This is a genomic window from Rhizobacter sp. P2_H3, assembly GCF_056403355.1.
Window position 1 is genome coordinate 1 of the sequence record NZ_JBFUFQ010000118.1, and the last position, 17,350, is coordinate 17,350.

Consider the following 17,350-nt stretch of genomic DNA (forward strand, 5'->3'; position numbering starts at 1 on the left):
CCGGGCAGGTGCGACTGGAAGGCCGGGAAGCCACCGTAAGCCTCGGACCGCAGCGGCAACTGCATCGCCGAGAACTCGACGCCGCGGCGCATCGCTTCGGGCGAGTACTCGAACAGCAACTGCGTGCCGTTGTCGGCCAGGCTGCCGAGCAGCCAGTCCTGGCCCCAGCCGCGGAACAGGACGTCGAGCTTCTTCATCGTGGTGCCATGCCGGCGGGGCGGCGCGCCCGCTGGCGCGGTGCCATGGCAGCGCGTTCCATCTCGGCGATGCTGATGTGTGGCTTGAGCATGAGAACGTTCTCGAGATCGCTTGTCAGCGAGAGCGCCTGCACCACCCGCACGAAGGTTTGCAGCGTGGTGTTGCCGTCGGATTCGAGCTTCTTGATCGCGCCGAGCGCGACGCCTGCACGCTGCGCCAGCTCCTGTTGGGTGACGCGCGACGCGAGGCGCTGGGTGCGCAGGCGACTGCCGAGCTCATGGACGAGTTCGTCTGGCGTGGCAAGCTTGATGTCGACCATCTGAAAAACTTAGTAGATATTTGAAAGTCTATTATTTAATAAATTACGATTTAATGGACATTTAAGTGTCTTCTATATTCTTCAACGAAGTGCAAACAACACTGTAGCCGGGTTCATTGGCCCGAAGGTCGATGCCGGGGCAACTCGGGACAAATGTCCCCTGTGCTCCATGCAGCAGCCCGTCGAAGACCCGGAGGCCCACCACCCTCGCCGACCGCCCCGCATGACCCCCTTCCCGAGTGAGATCACGCCGCAGCACCTGTGCCTCGACCGCCGCCAGGCGCTCGCGCTGACCGGTGCGGCGCTCGCAGGCCGCGTGGCAAGCGCCGCCGCCGCCGACGACATCACCCCGCGCGAAGCCGCGACCCGCCACAACAACTACTACGAGTTCTCGCCCGACAAGGCGGCCGTCTGGAAGCTCGCCGAAGACTTCCGCACGACACCATGGACCGTGATGGTCGACGGCGAGGTCGAACGCCCGCGCCGCTTCGACCTCGACGAGCTGCTGCGCCTCTTTCCGCAGGAAGATCGCATCTACCGGCTGCGCTGCGTCGAGGGCTGGTCGATGGTGGTGCCGTGGCGCGGCTTTCCGCTCGCGGCGCTGCTGAAACTGGTGGCACCGACCTCGCGCGCACGCCACGTGCAGCTCGTCTCGGTGCTGCGCCCGTCCGAGATGTACGGCCAGCGCCGCCCGATGCTCGACTGGCCCTACACCGAGGCCTTGCGCATCGACGAGGCCATGCACCCGCTGACGCTGGTGGCCACCGGCCTGTACGGCAACGCGCTGCCGCCGCAGAACGGCGCGCCGCTGCGGCTGGCGGTGCCGTGGAAGTACGGCTTCAAGAGCCCGAAGGCCATCACGCACATCCGGCTCGTGGAGGCGCCGCCCGCGACGACCTGGATGCAGGCCGCGCCGTCGGAGTACGGCTACTTCGGCAACGTGAACCCGGAGGTGCCGCACCCGCGCTGGTCGCAGCGCCGCGAGCTGCGGCTGGGCGAGCTCGCCAAGCGCCCCACCCTGCCCTTCAACGGGTACGCGGCCGAGGTCGCGTCGCTGTATGCCGGCATGGATCTCTCACGGCATTTCTAGGCTGCTGCCGCTGCTGTGCTTCGCACTCGGCACCTGGCCGGGCCTGCGCTGGGGCTTCGCGTTCATCGCCGGCACGCTCGGCCCCGATCCGATCGCCGCGCTGACGCACGCGAGCGGCTGGTGGGCCATGGGGCTGCTGCTGGCGACACTCGCGATCACGCCGCTGCGCCGCATGTCGGTGTGGCTGTCGCGCGCCGTCGCGCTGCACTGCGGGCGGCGCATCGGCGACTGGAACGCGCTGATCCGCCAACGCCGCCAGCTCGGGCTGTGGAGCTTCGGCTATGCGGTGGTGCACCTCGGTCTCTACCTGGGCTTCGATGCCGGCACGCTGCGCGCGTATGCGCAGGACCTGGCCGAGCGGCCGTTCATCGCGATCGGCTCGGCGGCGCTGCTGTTGCTGCTGCCGCTGGCGCTGACCTCCACTCAATGGGCGATCCGCCGGATGAAGCGCCACTGGGTGCGGCTGCACAAGCTGGTGCATGCAGCGGTCGCGCTCGCGGCGCTGCATGGCGTGCTGCAGGCGAAGGTGGGCCACGTGTCAGCGTGGGTCTTCGCCGGCATCGCCGCAGGGCTGCTCGCGTTCCGGCTGGCCGCGCACTTCTCTCGTGCGCGGACACAGCCGGAAGCGGTCACTGCACCGGCATCGGCTGACCGTACAGCGGCGAGCGCGGCCCCGGCAGCACGCCGTTGCGGCGCGGCGCCCCCAGCATGCGATCGTCGGCCACCCCGGCCCAGCGGTACGACTCGTCGGTGGCGTTGCTCATGACGTGCCGCACCAGCGCACCCACCAGCGCGCCGATCAGGCCGCCTTGCGACTGCTGCTGCTCCTCGGACGAGCTGGCCACCGCCGAGCCCTTCCACAGCAGCTCGCCGCTGCGCAGGTCGACGATGCGGGCCTCGACCTCGACGCGCGTCTCGCTGGCCAGCACCGTGTAGCTCGCACCGTACTTGCGCACCTTGATGTAGACCGCCGCGTCGGCACCGAAGAACTCGCGCAGCTTCTTCAGCGAGACCTCCTGGGCGTCGTGCGCGGTGTCCACGCCGTTCTGGCGGAAGGTCTCGTCGACCAGCGTGACCGGCAGCACGTAGTAGCCCGCTTCGGCCAACGGCCGGGTCGCCTGGCTCCAGACGGAGGCGGTCGCGCTGATCTCGGGCGACTCGTTGAGCGGCGGCAACACCAGCAGCGAGGCCGGTTTCGCGCGATTGAAGGCCGTGTAGTCGTAGGCCGGCGAGGTGGCACAGCCACCGAGCAGCGCGGCGCCGGCGACGGCAGCCCACAGGATGAGGGATCGAACGCGCGTCATGCCGGTTTCTCCGTCTTGGCCACGGGGCCGTCCAGGCGCTTGAGCAACTGGTCCATGTAGGGCGCCGATTCCGGGAACGCGAGCTTCTCGGCCTGCCAGAGCTGGCGCGCCTCGCCCGGGTCGCCGATCGACAGCTTCAGCATGCCCAGGTGGGCCCGCAGGCCGGGCGGCAACGCGGCATTCTGCGCACGCGCCTTCACGACGTGCTCCTCCAGCGCGGCGATCTGCTCCTGCGCGCCGGCGCCGCCGCGCTGCAGCGCGTCGTACTGCTGGCGCGGGAACGACTCCCACAGGTACAACGGCGGGCGCGGCTTCGCGCAGCCGGCCAGCAGCGCCAGCGCACAGGCGGCGACAAGGAAGCGCCCTGTCACTTGGCTGTCTCCTTGCCCCACTGACCACTGTCCTTCGCGGTGACGAGGTCGTCGACCGCCTGGCGCATCGCAAGATCGAGCACCTTGCCGTTCAGCGTCGCGTCGTAGCTGGCGGTGCCGCCGAAGCCGAGCACCTCGCGGTTCGACAGCTCGTACTCGCCGGCACCGCGCGCCGAGTAGACGACCTCGGCGGTCAGGCTGTTGACGATGTTCAGCGTGATCTTCGCGTAGGCGATCTGCGTCTTGCCGCGGCCGAACAGGCCGAACAGCTGGTGGTCGCCGACCTCCTTGCGGCCGAACTCGGAGATGTCGCCGGTCACCACGTACGAGGCGCCGCGCAGCTTCTGCGCCGTGCCCTGCAACTTGGCCTCCTGGCTGGTCTCGGACATGTTGTCGCGGTCGAGCACCGAGAAGCGCTGCGACTGCTGCAGGTGCGCGATCAGCGTGGTCTTGGCCTGGCTGCCGAGGCGGTCGACACCATCGGAGAACACGCCGCGCATGAAGGTGGAGCGGTTGTCGAACTTGCCGACCGAGACCGGCAGGCGCGTGCCGTTGAACGGCGCGGCGGCCGCCTGCACCTTGGCGACCTCCAGCGTGCGGGAGCTTTCGGTGGCGCAACCGGCGATGAACAAGGCGCATGCAGCCGCGAGAACGGCTGTCGGACGTTGGAACATGGGAATCCTCTGGAAGGGATGAAGCAGGTAGAAAAGCCGTGAATTATCTGACGCGCCATTGAGCGCCCCCCGGCACATCGGCACGGTGAACGACAAAAAGATTGGGGATGCTTTCAGCCCTCTGCCATGCTGCCGATAACTCCTCCCATGGCCGATACCGCTTTCCTCGCCGCCAAGGTGCTCCTGCTCGAACACGATCCGAAGCACTATCCCGAACTGCTCAAGTTCTGCGAGACGCTCGGGATCATCACCGTGCCGCGCGCCGCGGCCGACGCGATGGACGCGCTGGCCCAGCACAAGGACCTGGCCGGCGTGCTGCTGGCCGAAGACCTGCCCTGCGACGGGCCGGACAGCCTGAAGCTCGCCCAGGCCCTGCACCGCCAGCGCCCGGAGCTGCCGATCTTCCTGCGCCGCACCAGCACGCGAGCCCTGACCGACGACGAGTCGCGCTGCATCACGCACCCGTGGACCAGCGGCCAGCTCGATGAGCTGCGCGCCCACATCGAGCGCAGCCTGTTCGGCCTGCGCTACCCGATGGCGCTGGTGCACGGCATCGTCGAGCTGACCTGCAAGGCCATCCGCTCGATGTTCCCGAACGCGACGGTGGAGGCCGGGGCGCCCTACGTGGTGCACGACCGCATCATCTACGGCCAGGTGTCGACGCTGATCGCGCTGGAGAGCACCTGGTGCCGCGGCTACATGATGCTGCAGACCGAGGAAGGCGCGCTGCGCCAGGGCATGGCCCAGGGCATGGGTTTCGAGGGCGTCGGCGGCGACCTGGGCTTTCGCGAGCTGAACAACCTGATCGCCGRGACCACGAACCTGATCTGGGGTGCGTTCAAGAACCACTACATCCCGCCCGAGGCGTTCCCGACGCAGCAGACGCAGGTGCCGATCGTGATCAACCACGAGCAGAAGTACATCTCGTTCGGCTCGCAGGATCCGCAGCTGTGCATCCGCTACCAGCTCGCGGACCCGAACCACCCGCGCCAGCGTTCGCTGACCATCGTGCAGCGCTTCATCTTCAACCTGCTGTTCCGTCCCGAGGCCTTCGTCGAGTTCTCGAATCCGGCATCCACCGACAACACCGGCGAGCTGGAATTCTTCTGAAGAGAAAAACTGAATGGCCCAGATCCTGGTCGTCGACGACTCCCAGACGATGCGCGAGATCGTCTGCAGCTTCCTGAAGCAGAACGGCTTCGACGTGGCCCAGGCCAACGACGGGCGCGACGGCCTGCGCCAGCTGGCGCTCGACCCGGCCATCAAGCTGGTGGTGAGCGACATCAACATGCCGAACATGGACGGCCTGACGATGGCCGAGAAGATCCGCACCGAGCTCGGGAACGCGGCGGTGCGCATCGTGATGCTGACCACCGAGGACAACGCCGAGATGCGCGAGCGCGGCAAGGCGATCGGCGTCACCGGCTGGATCGTCAAGCCGTTCCGCGGCGAGGCGGTGCTGGGGCCGTTCCGCAAGTTGTGCGGGCTGTGAGGCCAGAGGGCTGACACGAAAGTGCAAGACACGCGGGCGAACATCGCGCAAGTCAAGAGGGGAACTTCGGGCTTCTGAACTTTTCCGCACGAGCGTACTTTTCGGGCCTCGCGAGATCGGTTTCATGCAGGTCTCGACAACACAGGGAGACAACCCAATGCGACACCTCACGCGGCTGTGCCTGGCCGGGATCGGCGCCGTGCTCGTCGGCCTGACGACGGCGGCCCTGGCGACCAACTACTCGCTGTGGATCAATGGCCGCACCGGCGGCGGGATCCTCGGCAACTATGCCGACTTCACCTACTGGGGGCCGGCGACCGTCGAGGCCGGCGTCAACAAGAAATCGGTCAACTGGGACGGCTACAACCACGTCTCCGACCAGAACTACCTGGTGCGCAACGCGCTCGACTGCTACTGCACCGGGCCGAACTGGTGCTACGTCGCGGCGCACAGCGCGGGCGACCTGATGATCGGCTACGCGCTCTCGCTGTACGGCGGCACGGCGCGCTACAAGAAAACCGCGATCGCGAGCTCGACCGGCGAATGCGGCAACAGCGACGGCACGACCCAGGTCGGCTGGAACATCAAGTGGGTCGACATCGCCGCCGGCGCCGGGGGCGGCAGCGAACTGGCCGACGCCGGCGACTGGGCCGTCTCGGAGCCGCTGGTGTCCGACCTGAAGACCGCCACCGCCCGCGCGCTGTACGACCACAGCAACACCCGCGCGACCTGGTTCTACATGTACGCCGGCGCCAAGGGCACGCTGTACTCCTTCGTGCTGCCGGGGCAGGACGACGAGGTCGTCGCCTATCACTCGAGCGGCGGCGTCTCGGGCAGCTCGGGCGCGAGCTTCTGCAACCCGAGCGACTGGCTGTGCAACGACCTGACGCTGGGCACCGCGAACAACGAAGGCGGCCGCGCCAAGTGGAGCAACCATTCGGTGGTGTTCCGCGACGATGCCGAGGCCTTCAACCACTACACGAACAAGAACTGGGGCGGCGTGGTTTCGAAAGTCCGCGCCGACATGGTCACCAACGCTAGATGATGGCCCACCCCCGAGGCGCTGCGCGCCTCCCCCTCGAGGGGGCGCCGCCAGTGGCCCGGCAAAGCCGGTTCCACGGCGTCCGCTGGGCCGACGCGCACGCTTGAATGGGAAGGCCTCTGCTGATCGTCATGGCCTGCGTCAGCGTCGCGGCGTTGCTGGCTGCACTCTCGTTCGGGCGCGAGGCGCCGACCGAGGCGCCTGTCATCCTGCCCGCCGTGGCAGTGCAGACCGCAAGCCCGAGACCGGCAGTGCCACCCTCTGCATCCTTCAGTGCGAGCGCGGTGCAGGCACGCCGCGCGCAGCTCGACCTGTGGCAGCAGCGGCTCACCCGCGCCGAAGACACGCTCACCAAGTACAAGACCTCGACCCGCTACCCGCACGAGGCGCGCCCGCTGGGCGAGCACCCCGACCAGGTGCGCCCGTTCGACCCGGTGGCCGAGGAGATGCCGTTGCGCACCCCGGGCGGCCAGCCGGCCAAGGGCGTGCGCGTGCGCAGCACGCAGGACCGCGTGTTCGCGAGCGGCGCCGAATCGGTGCGCCTCACGGTGCGCGCCGTCGATGACGACGATCGCCCGCTGCCGCTGCTGGTGACGCGCGCCGTCGCGTTCGACCTGCCCGATGCGCGCCGGCCGTCAGGCCTGCCGCAGGTGCCGGTCACGTTCAGCGAGGCCGCGGACGGCAGCCTCGCGGCGGTGCTGCAACCCTCGACCCAAGGCTTTGCGGAGTTCGCCGGCACGATCCGCATCCAGGCCTACCTGAACCAATCGGGGCAGCTGGGCAACGTCAATTTCGACCTGGTCTACAACCCGCTGGTGCCCGCCGAATGGGCTGGTGTGCGCGAGGCGCTGCAGGCGGGCTCGCTCGATTTCTTCCTGAAGGCGCGGGTGGCACAGCCCGGCCGCTATGTCGTCAGCGCGCGCGTCGACGATGCGGCCGGCAAGCCGTTCGCGCTGCTGAGCTTCAACGACGAGGTGGCTGTCGGCGAGCAGGAGTTCAGGCTGCGCCTGTTCGGCAAGCTGGTGCGCGACGGCAAGCCGGCCTTTCCGCTGACGCTGCGCGATGTGCAGGGATTCCTGCTGCTGCCCGATCGTTTTCCGGACCGCGCGATGCTGCCGCGGCAGGCGGGCGCCGTGCACACCAGCAAGGCGTATGCGCTCGACAGCTTTTCAGATGCGGAATGGAGCAGCGAGGAGCGAAGCCGCTACCTCGCTGAACTCAACAAGGACGTGGATGAAGCCAAGCGGCAGGTCGATGCGCTGAACCGCTGAAGCGCATGCGGGCCGAGCGCCGGGCCGCCCCAAGCCGGCCCGCATCCCCTCGGGGGATCGGTCGGTGTACCCGCCGACCGAGGGGTCGTCATCAAAGCCAGCGCCACACCCTGACCAGCCAAGCCGGCACGCGCTGGCCGCGGGGACGATAGTTCTGGCGAAGTTCTGCGTACATGGGTGACCTCCGAGGTGCGGACTGTATCTTCATACAGTACTGTGTGCAAGCACAGTATTCGCCGCATCAACCCTTGTAGCTGCCGCGCACCGCATCACCGGCCGCCTTGGCGCCCAGGCCGGTCGGGTCCGCGAAGCCGACGGCGGTTTCCGTCAGGCTCGCGCCCATCTCGACGCCGGCCTTCTTCACGTCGCCGCCGATCACCGCGGTGTCGGCCACGTGCAGCGCACCGCCGATCGCCTTGGCGCCCAGTTCGCCCAGCGCCGAGAACACCTTGCCCAGGCCCGGGATCTTGCCGAGCGTGTTCTTGATCAGATCGCCGATGAAGTTGAAGGCCTTCGACAGGCCGTCGAGGATCTTGTGGCCGATGTACTCGGCGTTGTCCATGTTCGTGCCGTTCTTCTTCACGTGACCGTCGTTGGTCTGGTCGAGCCGCTGGTCGGCCTTCAGGTGCCCGTAGCCGTACTTGCCGAAGTCCTGCAGCAGGCCGGCCTCGGTGCCGTGGCGCGCATCGCCGTCCTTCGTGAAGCCTTCGATCTTGCCGTTCTTCGTCACGTCTTCGGGGCGCACGTCGCCGTCGCGGTCCTTCGCGCCCTTGACCCAGCTGACGACGTTGGACGCCCGCTGCGCCGCGTCGGCGCGCTCCTGCGGGCTCTTGGCCGGATCGTCCCAGTCGCCGCACTGCTTCTTCAGGTTGTCCTTCACGCCGCTCTGGTTGCCCAGGTTCTTCAGCGTCGGGTTGCCGTCGACGATGCTCTGCGCCGAGGCGCCCGGCGGCGCCTTGTCGTTGGCCGACGGCATCACGGGTCCACTCTGCGCGGCCGGTGCACCTTGCTGCGCGGCGGCGGCCTGGCCGCCTTGTTGCATCGCCAGCGCCTGCTGCGGCTGGGCCTGCGGCATCGGCGGCAGCGAGCGCATCGCCGACAGCGACGACGCCGACATGCCGGGCTCCTCGTTGTCGTCGTCCTTGCCGCCCAGGGAGAGGCTCGGGAGCTTCAGGCCACCCATCACCTGGTCGATGAAAGCCCCCTGCTGCTGCCCGCCTTGCGGGGCAGCCCCGGTGGCCGATGCGCATTGCGCCCCGGCCCGATGCACTTGCGTGGACTGAATGTTCATGATCGAGGCGCCTTCGATGCATCGCGCGGCCCGCTGCGGCGCAGCGATCGACTCCGGCGAACGGTCCCCTACCTTAGGGATCAGGGAGCGCGCACCGAGGCACACGATGCGAAGCGACGGCCGCCGATGCGAAATGCCCCTGGAATGCCCCTGCCCGCCACACGGCGACACCTGGGCCGGCAGGCCGCTCCCTATGATCGATCGCATGAGCACATTGAACGAACTCGCCGGGCACCCGGCCCCCGCCTCGGTGCTGGTCGATGTCGGCCGGCTGCTCGCCGCCTACGCCGACGACCGGCCCGACCCCTCGGTGCCGGCGCAGCGCGTCGCGTTCGGCACCTCCGGCCACCGCGGCTCGTCGCTCGACCGCTCGTTCAACGAATGGCATGTGCTCGCGATCGCGCAAGGCATCTGCGACCACCGGCGCCAGGCCGGCATCGACGGGCCGCTGTTCCTCGGCGTCGACACGCATGCGCTGTCGGCACCGGCCGCGGCGACGGCGCTCGAGGTGCTGGCGGCCAACGGCGTGACGGTGATGCTGGCCGAGCGCGACGAGTTCACGCCGACGCCGGCGGTGTCGCATGCGATCCTGGTGCACAACCGCGGGCGCGCCAGCTCAGGCCAGGGCCTGGCCGACGGCATCGTGATGACGCCCTCGCACAACCCGCCGCGCGACGGCGGCTTCAAGTACAACCCCTCGCATGGCGGCCCGGCCGACGAGAAGGTGACCGGCTGGATCCAGGCCGCGGCGAACCGCCACCTCGAAACCGCGCTGAAGGATGTGAAGCGCCTGCCGGCCGGACGCGCACTGCGCGCCGACACCACGCGCCGCCACGACTACCTGCAGCACTACGTCGGCGAACTGGGCCAGGTGGTCGACCTCGACGCGGTGCGTGCGGCCGGCGTGCGCATGGGCGTCGATCCGCTCGGCGGCGCCGGCGTGCATTACTGGCGCGCGATCGCCGAGCACTACCGCCTCGACCTGACCGTGGTCAGCGAAGAGGTCGATCCGACCTTCCGCTTCATGTCGCTCGACTGGGACGGCCAGATCCGCATGGACCCGTCGTCGCCGTACGCGATGCAACGCCTGGTCGCACTGAAGAGCCGCTTCGACATCGCGTTCTCGTGCGACACCGACCACGACCGCCACGGCATCGTCACGCCGGGCGCCGGCCTGCTGCCGCCGAACGACTACCTGTCGCTGATGATCGAGCACCTGTTCCGGCACCGGCCGGCCTGGGGCCGCGAGACCAGCATCGCGAAGACCGTCGTCACGACGCAACTGATCGAGCGCATCGCCGCGCGCCTCGGCCGTCCGCTGTTCGATGCGCCGGTCGGCTTCAAGTGGTTCGCCGACGGGCTGCTGAAGGGCAGCCTCGGCTTTGCCGGCGAAGAAAGCGCCGGCGCGAGCTTCCTGCGCCGCGACGGCAGCGCCTGGAGCACCGACAAGGACGGCATCGCCGCCGCGCTGCTGTCGGCCGAGATCACCGCGACGCAGGGCCGCGACCTCGGCGCCGTCTACGACGAGCTGGCCGGCGCGCTCGGGCGGCCGGTCGCGGGCCGCATCTCGGCGGCCGCGACGGTGGCACAGAAGCGCAAGCTCGGCGCGCTGTCGCCGCAGCAGATCCGCTCGACCGAGCTGGCCGGCGACCCGGTGGTGCAGGTGCTGAGCCAGGCGCCGGGCAACGGCGCGGCGATCGGCGGCATCAAGGTGGTCACCGCGAACGGCTGGTTCGCGGCACGGCCGTCGGGCACCGAGGACATCTACAAGATCTACGCCGAGAGCTTCCGCGATGCGGCGCACCTGCAGCGCTTGCTCGACGAGGCACAGCGGGTGGTGGACGCGGCGCTGGCCGCTTGATCCGGCTCAGCCGCGCGGCTTGCCGTGCCAGAACGGCTCGGCCCGGCCGGCACGCTTCAGGGCCTTGTGGGCCGCCCGGGCCGAACGGGCCTGTTGCGCGGCCAGCCAGCCGACGGCGAACCAGGCTTCGGGTTCGGCGGCGGCCCGCTCGCGATAGGCCTTGAGCGCGACCGCCAGGTCGTTGTGGCTTCCCAGCGCGTCCTGCGCAGGCGCCAGCGCGTCGAAGAAGCGCGCGACCGGCTTGTCACGGTACAGCGGCGCGATGAACTCGGCGAGGTAGCGCAGCCGCTTCAGCTCCTTGCGCACCGCGTGCTGGTCGTCGGCCGGCGCATCGGCGAAGCCGCGTGAATGCCCGACCAGGCGGCGCAACAACGCGTCGAGGCGCTCGCCGATGGCCGCGACGGCCGGACCTTCATGCGCACCACCGCGCACCGCCGACGCTTCCATCGCATAGGCCTGCACGGCCAGCAGCACCTGCTGCACCTGCGGGTGCTGCACCCGTGCCTCGATCGGCTCGGCGCCCGCCGGCAGCCGGGGCCGCGTCAGCGGCGGCGCGCCCGCGGCGACCAGCGCATCGGCGGTCTCGTCCTCCAGGATCTGCTGGTCGCGGTCGACGCCGAGCACGCGGAAGAGTTCGGCCACCGGCGCCTCCCAGCCAAGGTCGAGCCCGCAGTCGAGCGGCGCCAACTCGCGCAGCACGACGCGCAGCCGCCGCAGGCCGATGCGCAGCTGGTGCACATGCTCCGGCTGGCGGCTGCCGGAGGCGACGGCGCTGGCGTTGCGCAGCACCTGGGCCAGGCAGGAACCTGTGGCAGCACGGGCGAGGCCGGGACCATCGGCATCCGCGGCCAGCTGCGGCGGCCTGGCGCGCGCCGCCGCCGGGTGACTCTGCCCGCGCGACAGCAAGCTGCCGCGCTCGGCCTTCGAGACGATGTCGAGCCACAGGCCGTGCTCGGCGACCCAGTCGGAGGCCAGCGCGAACAGGCCTTGCAGCGGCCCGGCCTTCCATTCGAACTCGATCTCGCGCAGCGGGTGCACGGCGGCACCCGCGACGACCTGCCCCACATCGAGCGCCGCCTCGATCTCGGCACCATCGGGCAGCGTGAAGACACGCACGACGCGGTCGACCTCGGTGCGGAACACCTCCTGCAAGGCCACGCCGCCCAGCGCGTCGAGAAGCCGCCGGTGCGCCGGCGAGCCGCGGTGGCGGTCGATGTTGATGGCCGGTGCGCCGCTGCGCACGGCATCGGCCGGCAGTTCCGCGTTGTGCTCGAGCCGCGCCACGCCGTGCGCGCCACTCGCCTTCAGCGTCTGCACCCAGCGCGTGCCTTCGAGCCGCAGGCGCAAGGCGATCTCATCGCGCGCCAGCCGGCCGTCGGCGGTGTCGAAGTAGTGCGCCTGCATCCGCACGGCCTCGGTGCGGCCCTGCAGGAAGCGCTGTCGCAGATGCGTGAATCGGGTCTCGGGGATCTGGAACTTCAGCTCGATCTCATGCATGGGGAATCAGGATCAAGGATCAGGGTTTGGCTCGGGTCAGGCGTGCGCGCCAGCGGTCCCAACCAGTGTGCCAGCGCGCGCGCAGCGTCGGCAGATCGTCGCCCGGCGAATCGGTGTCGGACGAGGCGACCTCGTCGCCCCGGTCTTGCGCCGCGCGCCGCACGAACTGCGGGTCCATCATCAATGCGCCGATCGACATCAGGCCGAGTCGTTCGCGAAGACGTCTTGTCTCCATGATCTGCGCTCCATTCACCGGACCTCGGGCCGCTCCGGTATGGCGCCGCGTCAAGGTCTGGTATAAACGGTATATATCGTATAAACCATTGAAGTCAAGCCGATGACCACATCAACGACCGCCCGCAAGACCCCCTCCAAAACCTCCACCAAGACCGCTGCCGCCCCGGCAAAGAAGACTCCCGTCGCCGCCAAGAAGGTTGCGGCGAAGAAAGTCGCAGCCAAGACGGCTGTCGTCGCGAAGCCCGCACCGGCCCCCGTCGCCGAGAAGCCCAAGCACAAGCTGGTGCGCGACAGCTTCACGATCCCGAAGTCGGAGTACCAGCTGCTCGAGGCGCTGAAGCTGCGCGCGACCGCGCTGAAGCGCCCGACCAAGAAGAGCGAGCTGCTGCGCGCCGGCATCGCGACGCTGAACGGGCTGGCCGACAAGGCGCTGCTGGCCGCGCTGAACAGCGTGCCCAGCCTGAAGACCGGCCGCCCGAAGGCGGACGGCGACGCGGCCAAGGACTGAGCCTCAGGTCGTCAGCTCGCCCCACGCCGTCGCGACGCGGCGAAAGCGGCCCTGATCGTCGAGCGCCTGCGCATCGACGAGCTCGGCCGTACCTTCCATCACGACGCCATGGAAATCGTGCTCGATCACCGATCGCGGCGCCTTGAACGAGGCCGGGAGTTGCCCGCCCACGTCAGCGTCGAACAGCGAAAACCCATAGACAGTGACCAGCTTGTCGACTTCCATCTCGGCTCCTTGTGCAGGGGTTGCAGGTGGTACAGGGTGGTGCGGCGAGGTTGCTGCGATGCAGCAGCAAAAATTATAGAAACCCAGCCACCCGCGCCAGAAGCCCATCCACGCTGTCGGGTCGGGATTGGCTTGTGCTGCGTCAAGGATTGGCTCAGGGATTCACATCCGCCCCGAGCGGGCAGGTGCCGCCGCCCGCCGGCGCGTTGACCCGGACCACGCGCGGCTTGCCGAGCGCGGGCGCCGCGGGGTCGTAGGCCGCGTTCGGCGCCTTCCAGCCCGCCAGGTAGGCCGTCAGCGCATCGATGTCCTGTGCGCCGCCCAGCAGGCTCGTGCCCTGCCGGAAGGTCGAAAAGCCGTCGCCGCCGGTCGCCATGAAGTTGTTGATCGTCACGCGCCAGGTCTTCTGCGGGTTCACCACCACGCCGGCCGCATCGACCAGCGTCTCGGTGCCGGCCGCCGTCGTCAACGCCACGCCGCTCACCCGCGCATTGCAGGCCGCGCTGCCATCCCAGGTGTAGCGCAGGCCGGCGCTCGGCACCATCAGCCGGGTCGCGGTCGCAAGCTGGCCGCGGCAACCGGCGAACTGCTGCTCGAGCACGTCCTTCACGTTCTGCGTGGTCAGCGTCAGCGTCACCAGGCTGTTGCCGAACGGCTGCACCGTGAAGGCCTCGCCGTAGGTGATGTTGCCGTCGCCCTCGCCGGCCGCGCTCGACCTGAAGTTGAAGCCCGGGCTGCGCACGCCGCCACGGTTCATCAACGCGAACTGCGCGCCACCGAAGGGCGGCGCCGCGGTGGCCACGAGCTGCGCATCGGCGATCAGTTCGCCGGCCGGCATGTTGCAGGCCGCGTCGCCGGTGACCGGCAGCGCCTGCGTGATGCTGCCGATCACCTGGTTCGCGATCGGTGCGACCAGCGCGTCGTAGGCGGCGACCAGCGCCGCCACCGCCGCGTTCGGCGTGGTGGCAGGGTCGCTGCGGTCGACGACGCGGTTGGTCGCGCTGACCGACATCACGTCGCCGTTCGACGGGTTGATCGCCAGGTCGATGTCGCTGACGACGCGGCCGAAGGCACCCGCCTGCGTCACCGGGATCATCCGGCCGGTCGCATTCGGCAGCTGGCAGTTGTAGGCGGTGTGGGTGTGGCCGCTGACGACCAGGTCGACCGCGTTGTCGAGCTGGCGCACCACGTCGGCGATCGCCGAGCCGGCCAGGCCGCCGGCACAGCCGTTGATGTCGTTGCTGCCGACCTGCGAGCCGCCCTGGTGCACCAGCACGACGATCGCCTCGACGCCGCGCGCGCGCAATTGCGGCACCAGCGCGTTGACGGTGTCGGCCTCGTTGCGGAACTCCAGGCCCGCGACACCGCTGGGCGTGACGATGGTCGGCGTGTCGCGCAGCGTCATGCCGATGAAGGCGACGCGCACGCCGTCGAAGGTCTTGATGCCATAGGCCGGCAGCAGGGTCTTGCCGGTGGCGGTGACGTAGACGTTGGCCGACAGCCACTTGAACGTCGCACCCTCGAACGGCACGGGCGTGCCGACCTGCGCGCCGCGGCAGCTGTTGGGGTCGGCGGCGCCGCCGGGCAGCAGCGCGCAGCCGCCGCGCTGCAGGCGCAGCAGGTCGGGCGAGCCGTGGTCGAACTCATGGTTGCCGACCGCGTTGAACTCCAGGCCGATGCGGTTCATCGCCTCGACGGTGGGCTCGTCGTGGAACAGCGCCGACACCAGCGGCGAGGCGCCGACGATGTCGCCGGCACCGACCACCGCGTTCAGCGGGTTCTGCGCCTTCAGCCGCGCGACGAAGCCGGCCAGCATGTCGGCACCGCCCGCAGGCACCAGGCCGGCGCCGCTGGACGAACTCTGCGTGACCGGGCTGAAGTTGCCCGGCGACTGCAGGTTGCCGTGGAAATCGTTGAAACCGATGAGCTTGACGTGGACGGGCGCCGTGCCCTGCGTCGGGGCGATGGGCGCGCAGGCGCACAGTGCGACAGCGGCCGCGACGGCCAGCAGGCGAACGAGGAGCATGTGGATCCTTTCGACGGGGTGTCCGGAAGTAGACATCAGATCGGCCGCGTCACCTCGGCCAGCGCGGCCGGCAATGCGGCCCGCATCGCCTCGATGAAGCGGCGCAGGCGCGCCGGATGGAATCGCGACGGCGGGTAGATCAGGTGCACCGGTAGCGCCGCCGCACGCCACTGCGGCGCGAGCTGCACCAGCCGCCCGRCCGCGATCTCGTCGGCGAGCATCCAGGTCGACATCAGCCCGATGCCGATGCCGCGCACCGTGGCACTGCGCAGCGCATAGAAGCTGTCGGTGGTGAAGCGCGGGCGAAAGCTCACGCGGTGCGCCTCGCCGGTGTCGGCATGGCTCAGCAGCACCTCGGTGCGGTAGAAATTGCGGGCACTCAGCCAGGGCAGCCCGGCCAGCTCGCGCGCATGCACCGGCATCGCGCGCCCGGCCATCAGCGACGGAGCAGCCACCACGATGCGCGGCACCTCGGACAGCTTGATCGCGACCACCGACGGGTCGGTCACCTCGCCCACCTGGATCGCGCAGTCGATGCCCTCGCCGACGAAGTCCGGCGTGCTGTCCTGCGTGCGATCCTGCGTGCTGTCGTGCAGCAGCCACTCCACCGTCACCCGCGGGTGCGCGCGCATGTAGTCGGACAGCGGCCCGACCAGCAGCTGCTGGCCGAAGGCATGCGGTGCGATCACGCGCAGCAGGCCCTCGGGTTCGTCGTCGGCACCGCGCAGTTCGGACTCGAACGCCTTCCAGCTCGCGATCAGCTCCTTCGCGCCTTCGTAGCAGCGCTCGCCGTCGGCGGTCAGCGTCATCGCGTGGGTCGAACGCTGCAGCAGCCGCAGCCCGAGCGATCGCTCCAGCGCCTGCAGCCGCCGGCTCATGGTCGGCTGGGTCGCGCCCATCTGCAGCGCCGCGGCCGACAGGCTGCCCGCCTCGACGATGCGCACGAAGGTTTCCATCAGCTCGATGCGGTCGGCCGGCGCCGTGGCGTGGGGGGTGGCATTGCTCATGCGCCGAGCGTATAGCAATTCTGCAAGCCGTCGGGCTACCCAGACACGCCCGCCCTGGAGACACTGCAGGCCTTCGTTCCAGAACTCAGGGTTTACACGAGATGTCCACCATTCATTCCACGCATGCCACACCGGTCGCCCTGACGCCGACCGGCAACGTTCCGCTGCCGATGGTGCTGCTGCTGGCGACCGGCACCGGGCTCGGCGTGGCGTCGCTGTACTACAGCCAGCCGATGCTGGGCGTGCTCGGCGCCGAGATCGGCGCAGGCCAGGCGACAAGCAGCCAGGCGATCGGCTTCGTGCCGACGATGACGCAGCTGGGCTACGCGCTCGGCATCCTGTTGCTCGCGCCGCTCGGCGACCGCTACGACCGCCGCCGCATCATCCTCGCGAAGGCCGCTGCGCTGTGCGTCGCGCTGCTGCTGGCCGGCGCGTCGCCGTCGGTGGGCGTGCTGCTGGTCGCGAGCCTCGCGATCGGGCTGGCCGCGACGATGGCGCAGGACATCGTGCCGGCCGCCGCCACGCTGGCCCCCGATGCGCACCGCGGCAAGGTGGTCGGCAGTGTGATGACGGGGCTGCTGCTCGGCATCCTGTTGTCGCGGGTGGTCAGCGGCTTCGTCGCCGAGCACTTCGGCTGGCGCACGATGTTCATCGCGGCCGCGGCCGCCATCGCGCTGCTGGGCGTCGCGCTGTGGCGCGGCCTGCCGCGGCTGAAGCCGACCACCCACCTCGCCTACCGCGCGCTGCTCGGCTCGCTGGGCAAGCTGTGGCTGAAGCACGGTGCGCTGCGCCGCGCGGCATTGGCGCAGGGGCTGCTGTCGGTCGGTTTCAGCGCGTTCTGGTCGACGCTGGCGGTGATGCTGCACGGCGAGCCGTTCCACCTCGGCAGCTCGGCGGCCGGTGCGTTCGGGCTGGCCGGCGCGGCCGGGGCGCTGGC

At 69.6% G+C, this 17,350-nt stretch carries 18 protein-coding genes and 2 pseudogenes; 9 read left to right on the plus strand and 11 right to left on the minus strand.

The features are described 5' to 3' along the window. Positions 1–197, minus strand: a pseudogene (locus AC1D1T_RS19900) (type II toxin-antitoxin system HipA family toxin); the annotation flags it as partial. Then, positions 194–517, minus strand: a complete 324-nt coding sequence (locus AC1D1T_RS19905; RefSeq protein ID WP_477827968.1) for a helix-turn-helix domain-containing protein — start codon at positions 515–517, stop codon at positions 194–196. The gene AC1D1T_RS19905 and the pseudogene AC1D1T_RS19900, both read right to left, overlap by 4 nt. Before the next feature lie 223 nt (positions 518–740). Between AC1D1T_RS19905 and msrP the strand changes: the two genes are divergently transcribed. Beyond that, positions 741–1,607 carry a protein-methionine-sulfoxide reductase catalytic subunit MsrP gene (gene msrP / locus AC1D1T_RS19910; protein ID WP_477827967.1) on the plus strand — a complete coding sequence of 289 codons (867 nt, stop codon included), beginning with the start codon at positions 741–743 and terminating at the stop codon, positions 1,605–1,607. Beyond that, positions 1,576–2,094 (plus strand): annotated as a pseudogene (locus AC1D1T_RS19915) (protein-methionine-sulfoxide reductase heme-binding subunit MsrQ); the annotation flags it as partial. The gene msrP and the pseudogene AC1D1T_RS19915, both read left to right, overlap by 32 nt. Positions 2,095–2,236: 142 nt before the next feature. Here AC1D1T_RS19915 and AC1D1T_RS19920 read toward each other — a convergent pair. From AC1D1T_RS19920 to AC1D1T_RS19930, 3 genes are read right to left on the minus strand one after another with little or no spacing between them, the layout of a single operon-like run. Then, entirely contained in the window at positions 2,237–2,911 is a 675-nt protein-coding gene (locus tag AC1D1T_RS19920) for a DUF799 domain-containing protein (RefSeq protein WP_477845055.1), read from the minus strand. Further along, positions 2,908–3,282 (minus strand): DUF4810 domain-containing protein, encoded by a 375-nt coding sequence (locus tag AC1D1T_RS19925; protein WP_047505115.1) that lies wholly within the window; start codon positions 3,280–3,282, stop codon positions 2,908–2,910. Before AC1D1T_RS19925 ends, AC1D1T_RS19920 begins: the two co-directional genes overlap by 4 nt. Continuing rightward, a complete protein-coding gene (locus tag AC1D1T_RS19930) occupies positions 3,279–3,956 on the minus strand; it encodes a CsgG/HfaB family protein (protein WP_477992361.1) in 678 nt (225 codons plus the stop codon). Before AC1D1T_RS19930 ends, AC1D1T_RS19925 begins: the two co-directional genes overlap by 4 nt. A gap of 147 nt (positions 3,957–4,103) precedes the next feature. On the opposite strand from AC1D1T_RS19930, the gene AC1D1T_RS19935 reads away from it, so the two are divergent. From AC1D1T_RS19935 to AC1D1T_RS19950, 4 genes are all read left to right on the plus strand, one after another. Continuing rightward, positions 4,104–5,066 (plus strand): chemotaxis protein CheX, encoded by a 963-nt coding sequence (locus tag AC1D1T_RS19935; protein WP_477992362.1) that lies wholly within the window; start codon positions 4,104–4,106, stop codon positions 5,064–5,066. A gap of 13 nt (positions 5,067–5,079) precedes the next feature. Beyond that, entirely contained in the window at positions 5,080–5,448 is a 369-nt protein-coding gene (locus tag AC1D1T_RS19940) for a response regulator (protein ID WP_477826362.1), read from the plus strand. 157 nt (positions 5,449–5,605) lie between these two features. After that, positions 5,606–6,493: a hypothetical protein gene (locus AC1D1T_RS19945; protein WP_477992363.1), complete on the plus strand. Its 888-nt coding sequence runs from the start codon at positions 5,606–5,608 to the stop codon at positions 6,491–6,493. Between the two features lie 104 nt (positions 6,494–6,597). After that, entirely contained in the window at positions 6,598–7,761 is a 1,164-nt protein-coding gene (locus AC1D1T_RS19950; protein ID WP_477992364.1) for a hypothetical protein, read from the plus strand. Between the two features lie 241 nt (positions 7,762–8,002). Here AC1D1T_RS19950 and AC1D1T_RS19955 read toward each other — a convergent pair whose 3' ends face one another. Then, entirely contained in the window at positions 8,003–9,052 is a 1,050-nt protein-coding gene (locus AC1D1T_RS19955) for an HrpF/NolX family T3SS translocon protein (RefSeq protein ID WP_477826365.1), read from the minus strand. A gap of 205 nt (positions 9,053–9,257) precedes the next feature. Between AC1D1T_RS19955 and pgm the strand changes: the two genes are divergently transcribed. Next, a complete protein-coding gene (gene pgm, locus AC1D1T_RS19960; protein WP_477841798.1) occupies positions 9,258–10,913 on the plus strand; it encodes a phosphoglucomutase (alpha-D-glucose-1,6-bisphosphate-dependent) in 1,656 nt (551 codons plus the stop codon). 6 nt (positions 10,914–10,919) lie between these two features. Here the strand turns inward: pgm and AC1D1T_RS19965 are convergent, their stop codons facing one another. Both AC1D1T_RS19965 and AC1D1T_RS19970 read right to left on the minus strand, forming a co-directional pair. After that, positions 10,920–12,410 carry a CYTH and CHAD domain-containing protein gene (locus AC1D1T_RS19965; RefSeq protein ID WP_477992365.1) on the minus strand — a complete coding sequence of 497 codons (1,491 nt, stop codon included), beginning with the start codon at positions 12,408–12,410 and terminating at the stop codon, positions 10,920–10,922. A 19-nt stretch (positions 12,411–12,429) separates the two neighbouring features. After that, positions 12,430–12,609 (minus strand): hypothetical protein, encoded by a 180-nt coding sequence (locus AC1D1T_RS19970; protein ID WP_477841801.1) that lies wholly within the window; start codon positions 12,607–12,609, stop codon positions 12,430–12,432. A 138-nt stretch (positions 12,610–12,747) separates the two neighbouring features. On the opposite strand from AC1D1T_RS19970, the gene AC1D1T_RS19975 reads away from it, so the two are divergent. Then, the gene (locus AC1D1T_RS19975) at positions 12,748–13,155 is read left to right on the plus strand and encodes a hypothetical protein (RefSeq protein ID WP_477829174.1); all 408 of its coding nucleotides are present in this window, start codon (positions 12,748–12,750) and stop codon (positions 13,153–13,155) included. A gap of 3 nt (positions 13,156–13,158) precedes the next feature. Here AC1D1T_RS19975 and AC1D1T_RS19980 read toward each other — a convergent pair whose 3' ends face one another. The 3 genes from AC1D1T_RS19980 to AC1D1T_RS19990 form a co-directional block, all read right to left on the minus strand. Then, on the minus strand, positions 13,159–13,380 hold the full coding sequence (locus AC1D1T_RS19980) for a hypothetical protein (RefSeq protein WP_477829173.1): 222 nt from the start codon (positions 13,378–13,380) through the stop codon (positions 13,159–13,161). A gap of 154 nt (positions 13,381–13,534) precedes the next feature. Beyond that, on the minus strand, positions 13,535–15,406 hold the full coding sequence (locus AC1D1T_RS19985) for a bifunctional metallophosphatase/5'-nucleotidase (protein WP_477841803.1): 1,872 nt from the start codon (positions 15,404–15,406) through the stop codon (positions 13,535–13,537). 35 nt (positions 15,407–15,441) lie between these two features. Then, positions 15,442–16,413 carry a LysR family transcriptional regulator gene (locus AC1D1T_RS19990; RefSeq protein ID WP_477992366.1) on the minus strand — a complete coding sequence of 324 codons (972 nt, stop codon included), beginning with the start codon at positions 16,411–16,413 and terminating at the stop codon, positions 15,442–15,444. A 101-nt stretch (positions 16,414–16,514) separates the two neighbouring features. On the opposite strand from AC1D1T_RS19990, the gene AC1D1T_RS19995 reads away from it, so the two are divergent. Further along, a partial coding sequence (locus AC1D1T_RS19995; RefSeq protein ID WP_477992367.1) for an MFS transporter occupies positions 16,515–17,350 on the plus strand: 836 nt, incomplete at its 3' end.

Coding starts and splice junctions, on each gene's coding strand:
- AC1D1T_RS19905 (WP_477827968.1), bottom strand. CDS start 517: ATGGTCGACATCAAGCTTGCCACGCCAGACGAACTCGTCCATGAGCTC.
- msrP (WP_477827967.1), top strand. CDS start 741: ATGACCCCCTTCCCGAGTGAGATCACGCCGCAGCACCTGTGCCTCGAC.
- AC1D1T_RS19920 (WP_477845055.1), bottom strand. CDS start 2,911: ATGACGCGCGTTCGATCCCTCATCCTGTGGGCTGCCGTCGCCGGCGCC.
- AC1D1T_RS19930 (WP_477992361.1), bottom strand. CDS start 3,956: ATGTTCCAACGTCCGACAGCCGTTCTCGCGGCTGCATGCGCCTTGTTC.
- AC1D1T_RS19940 (WP_477826362.1), top strand. CDS start 5,080: ATGGCCCAGATCCTGGTCGTCGACGACTCCCAGACGATGCGCGAGATC.
- AC1D1T_RS19945 (WP_477992363.1), top strand. CDS start 5,606: ATGCGACACCTCACGCGGCTGTGCCTGGCCGGGATCGGCGCCGTGCTC.
- AC1D1T_RS19950 (WP_477992364.1), top strand. CDS start 6,598: ATGGGAAGGCCTCTGCTGATCGTCATGGCCTGCGTCAGCGTCGCGGCG.
- AC1D1T_RS19955 (WP_477826365.1), bottom strand. CDS start 9,052: ATGAACATTCAGTCCACGCAAGTGCATCGGGCCGGGGCGCAATGCGCA.
- pgm (WP_477841798.1), top strand. CDS start 9,258: ATGAGCACATTGAACGAACTCGCCGGGCACCCGGCCCCCGCCTCGGTG.
- AC1D1T_RS19965 (WP_477992365.1), bottom strand. CDS start 12,410: ATGCATGAGATCGAGCTGAAGTTCCAGATCCCCGAGACCCGATTCACG.
- AC1D1T_RS19970 (WP_477841801.1), bottom strand. CDS start 12,609: ATGTCGATCGGCGCATTGATGATGGACCCGCAGTTCGTGCGGCGCGCG.
- AC1D1T_RS19975 (WP_477829174.1), top strand. CDS start 12,748: ATGACCACATCAACGACCGCCCGCAAGACCCCCTCCAAAACCTCCACC.
- AC1D1T_RS19980 (WP_477829173.1), bottom strand. CDS start 13,380: ATGGAAGTCGACAAGCTGGTCACTGTCTATGGGTTTTCGCTGTTCGAC.
- AC1D1T_RS19985 (WP_477841803.1), bottom strand. CDS start 15,406: ATGCTCCTCGTTCGCCTGCTGGCCGTCGCGGCCGCTGTCGCACTGTGC.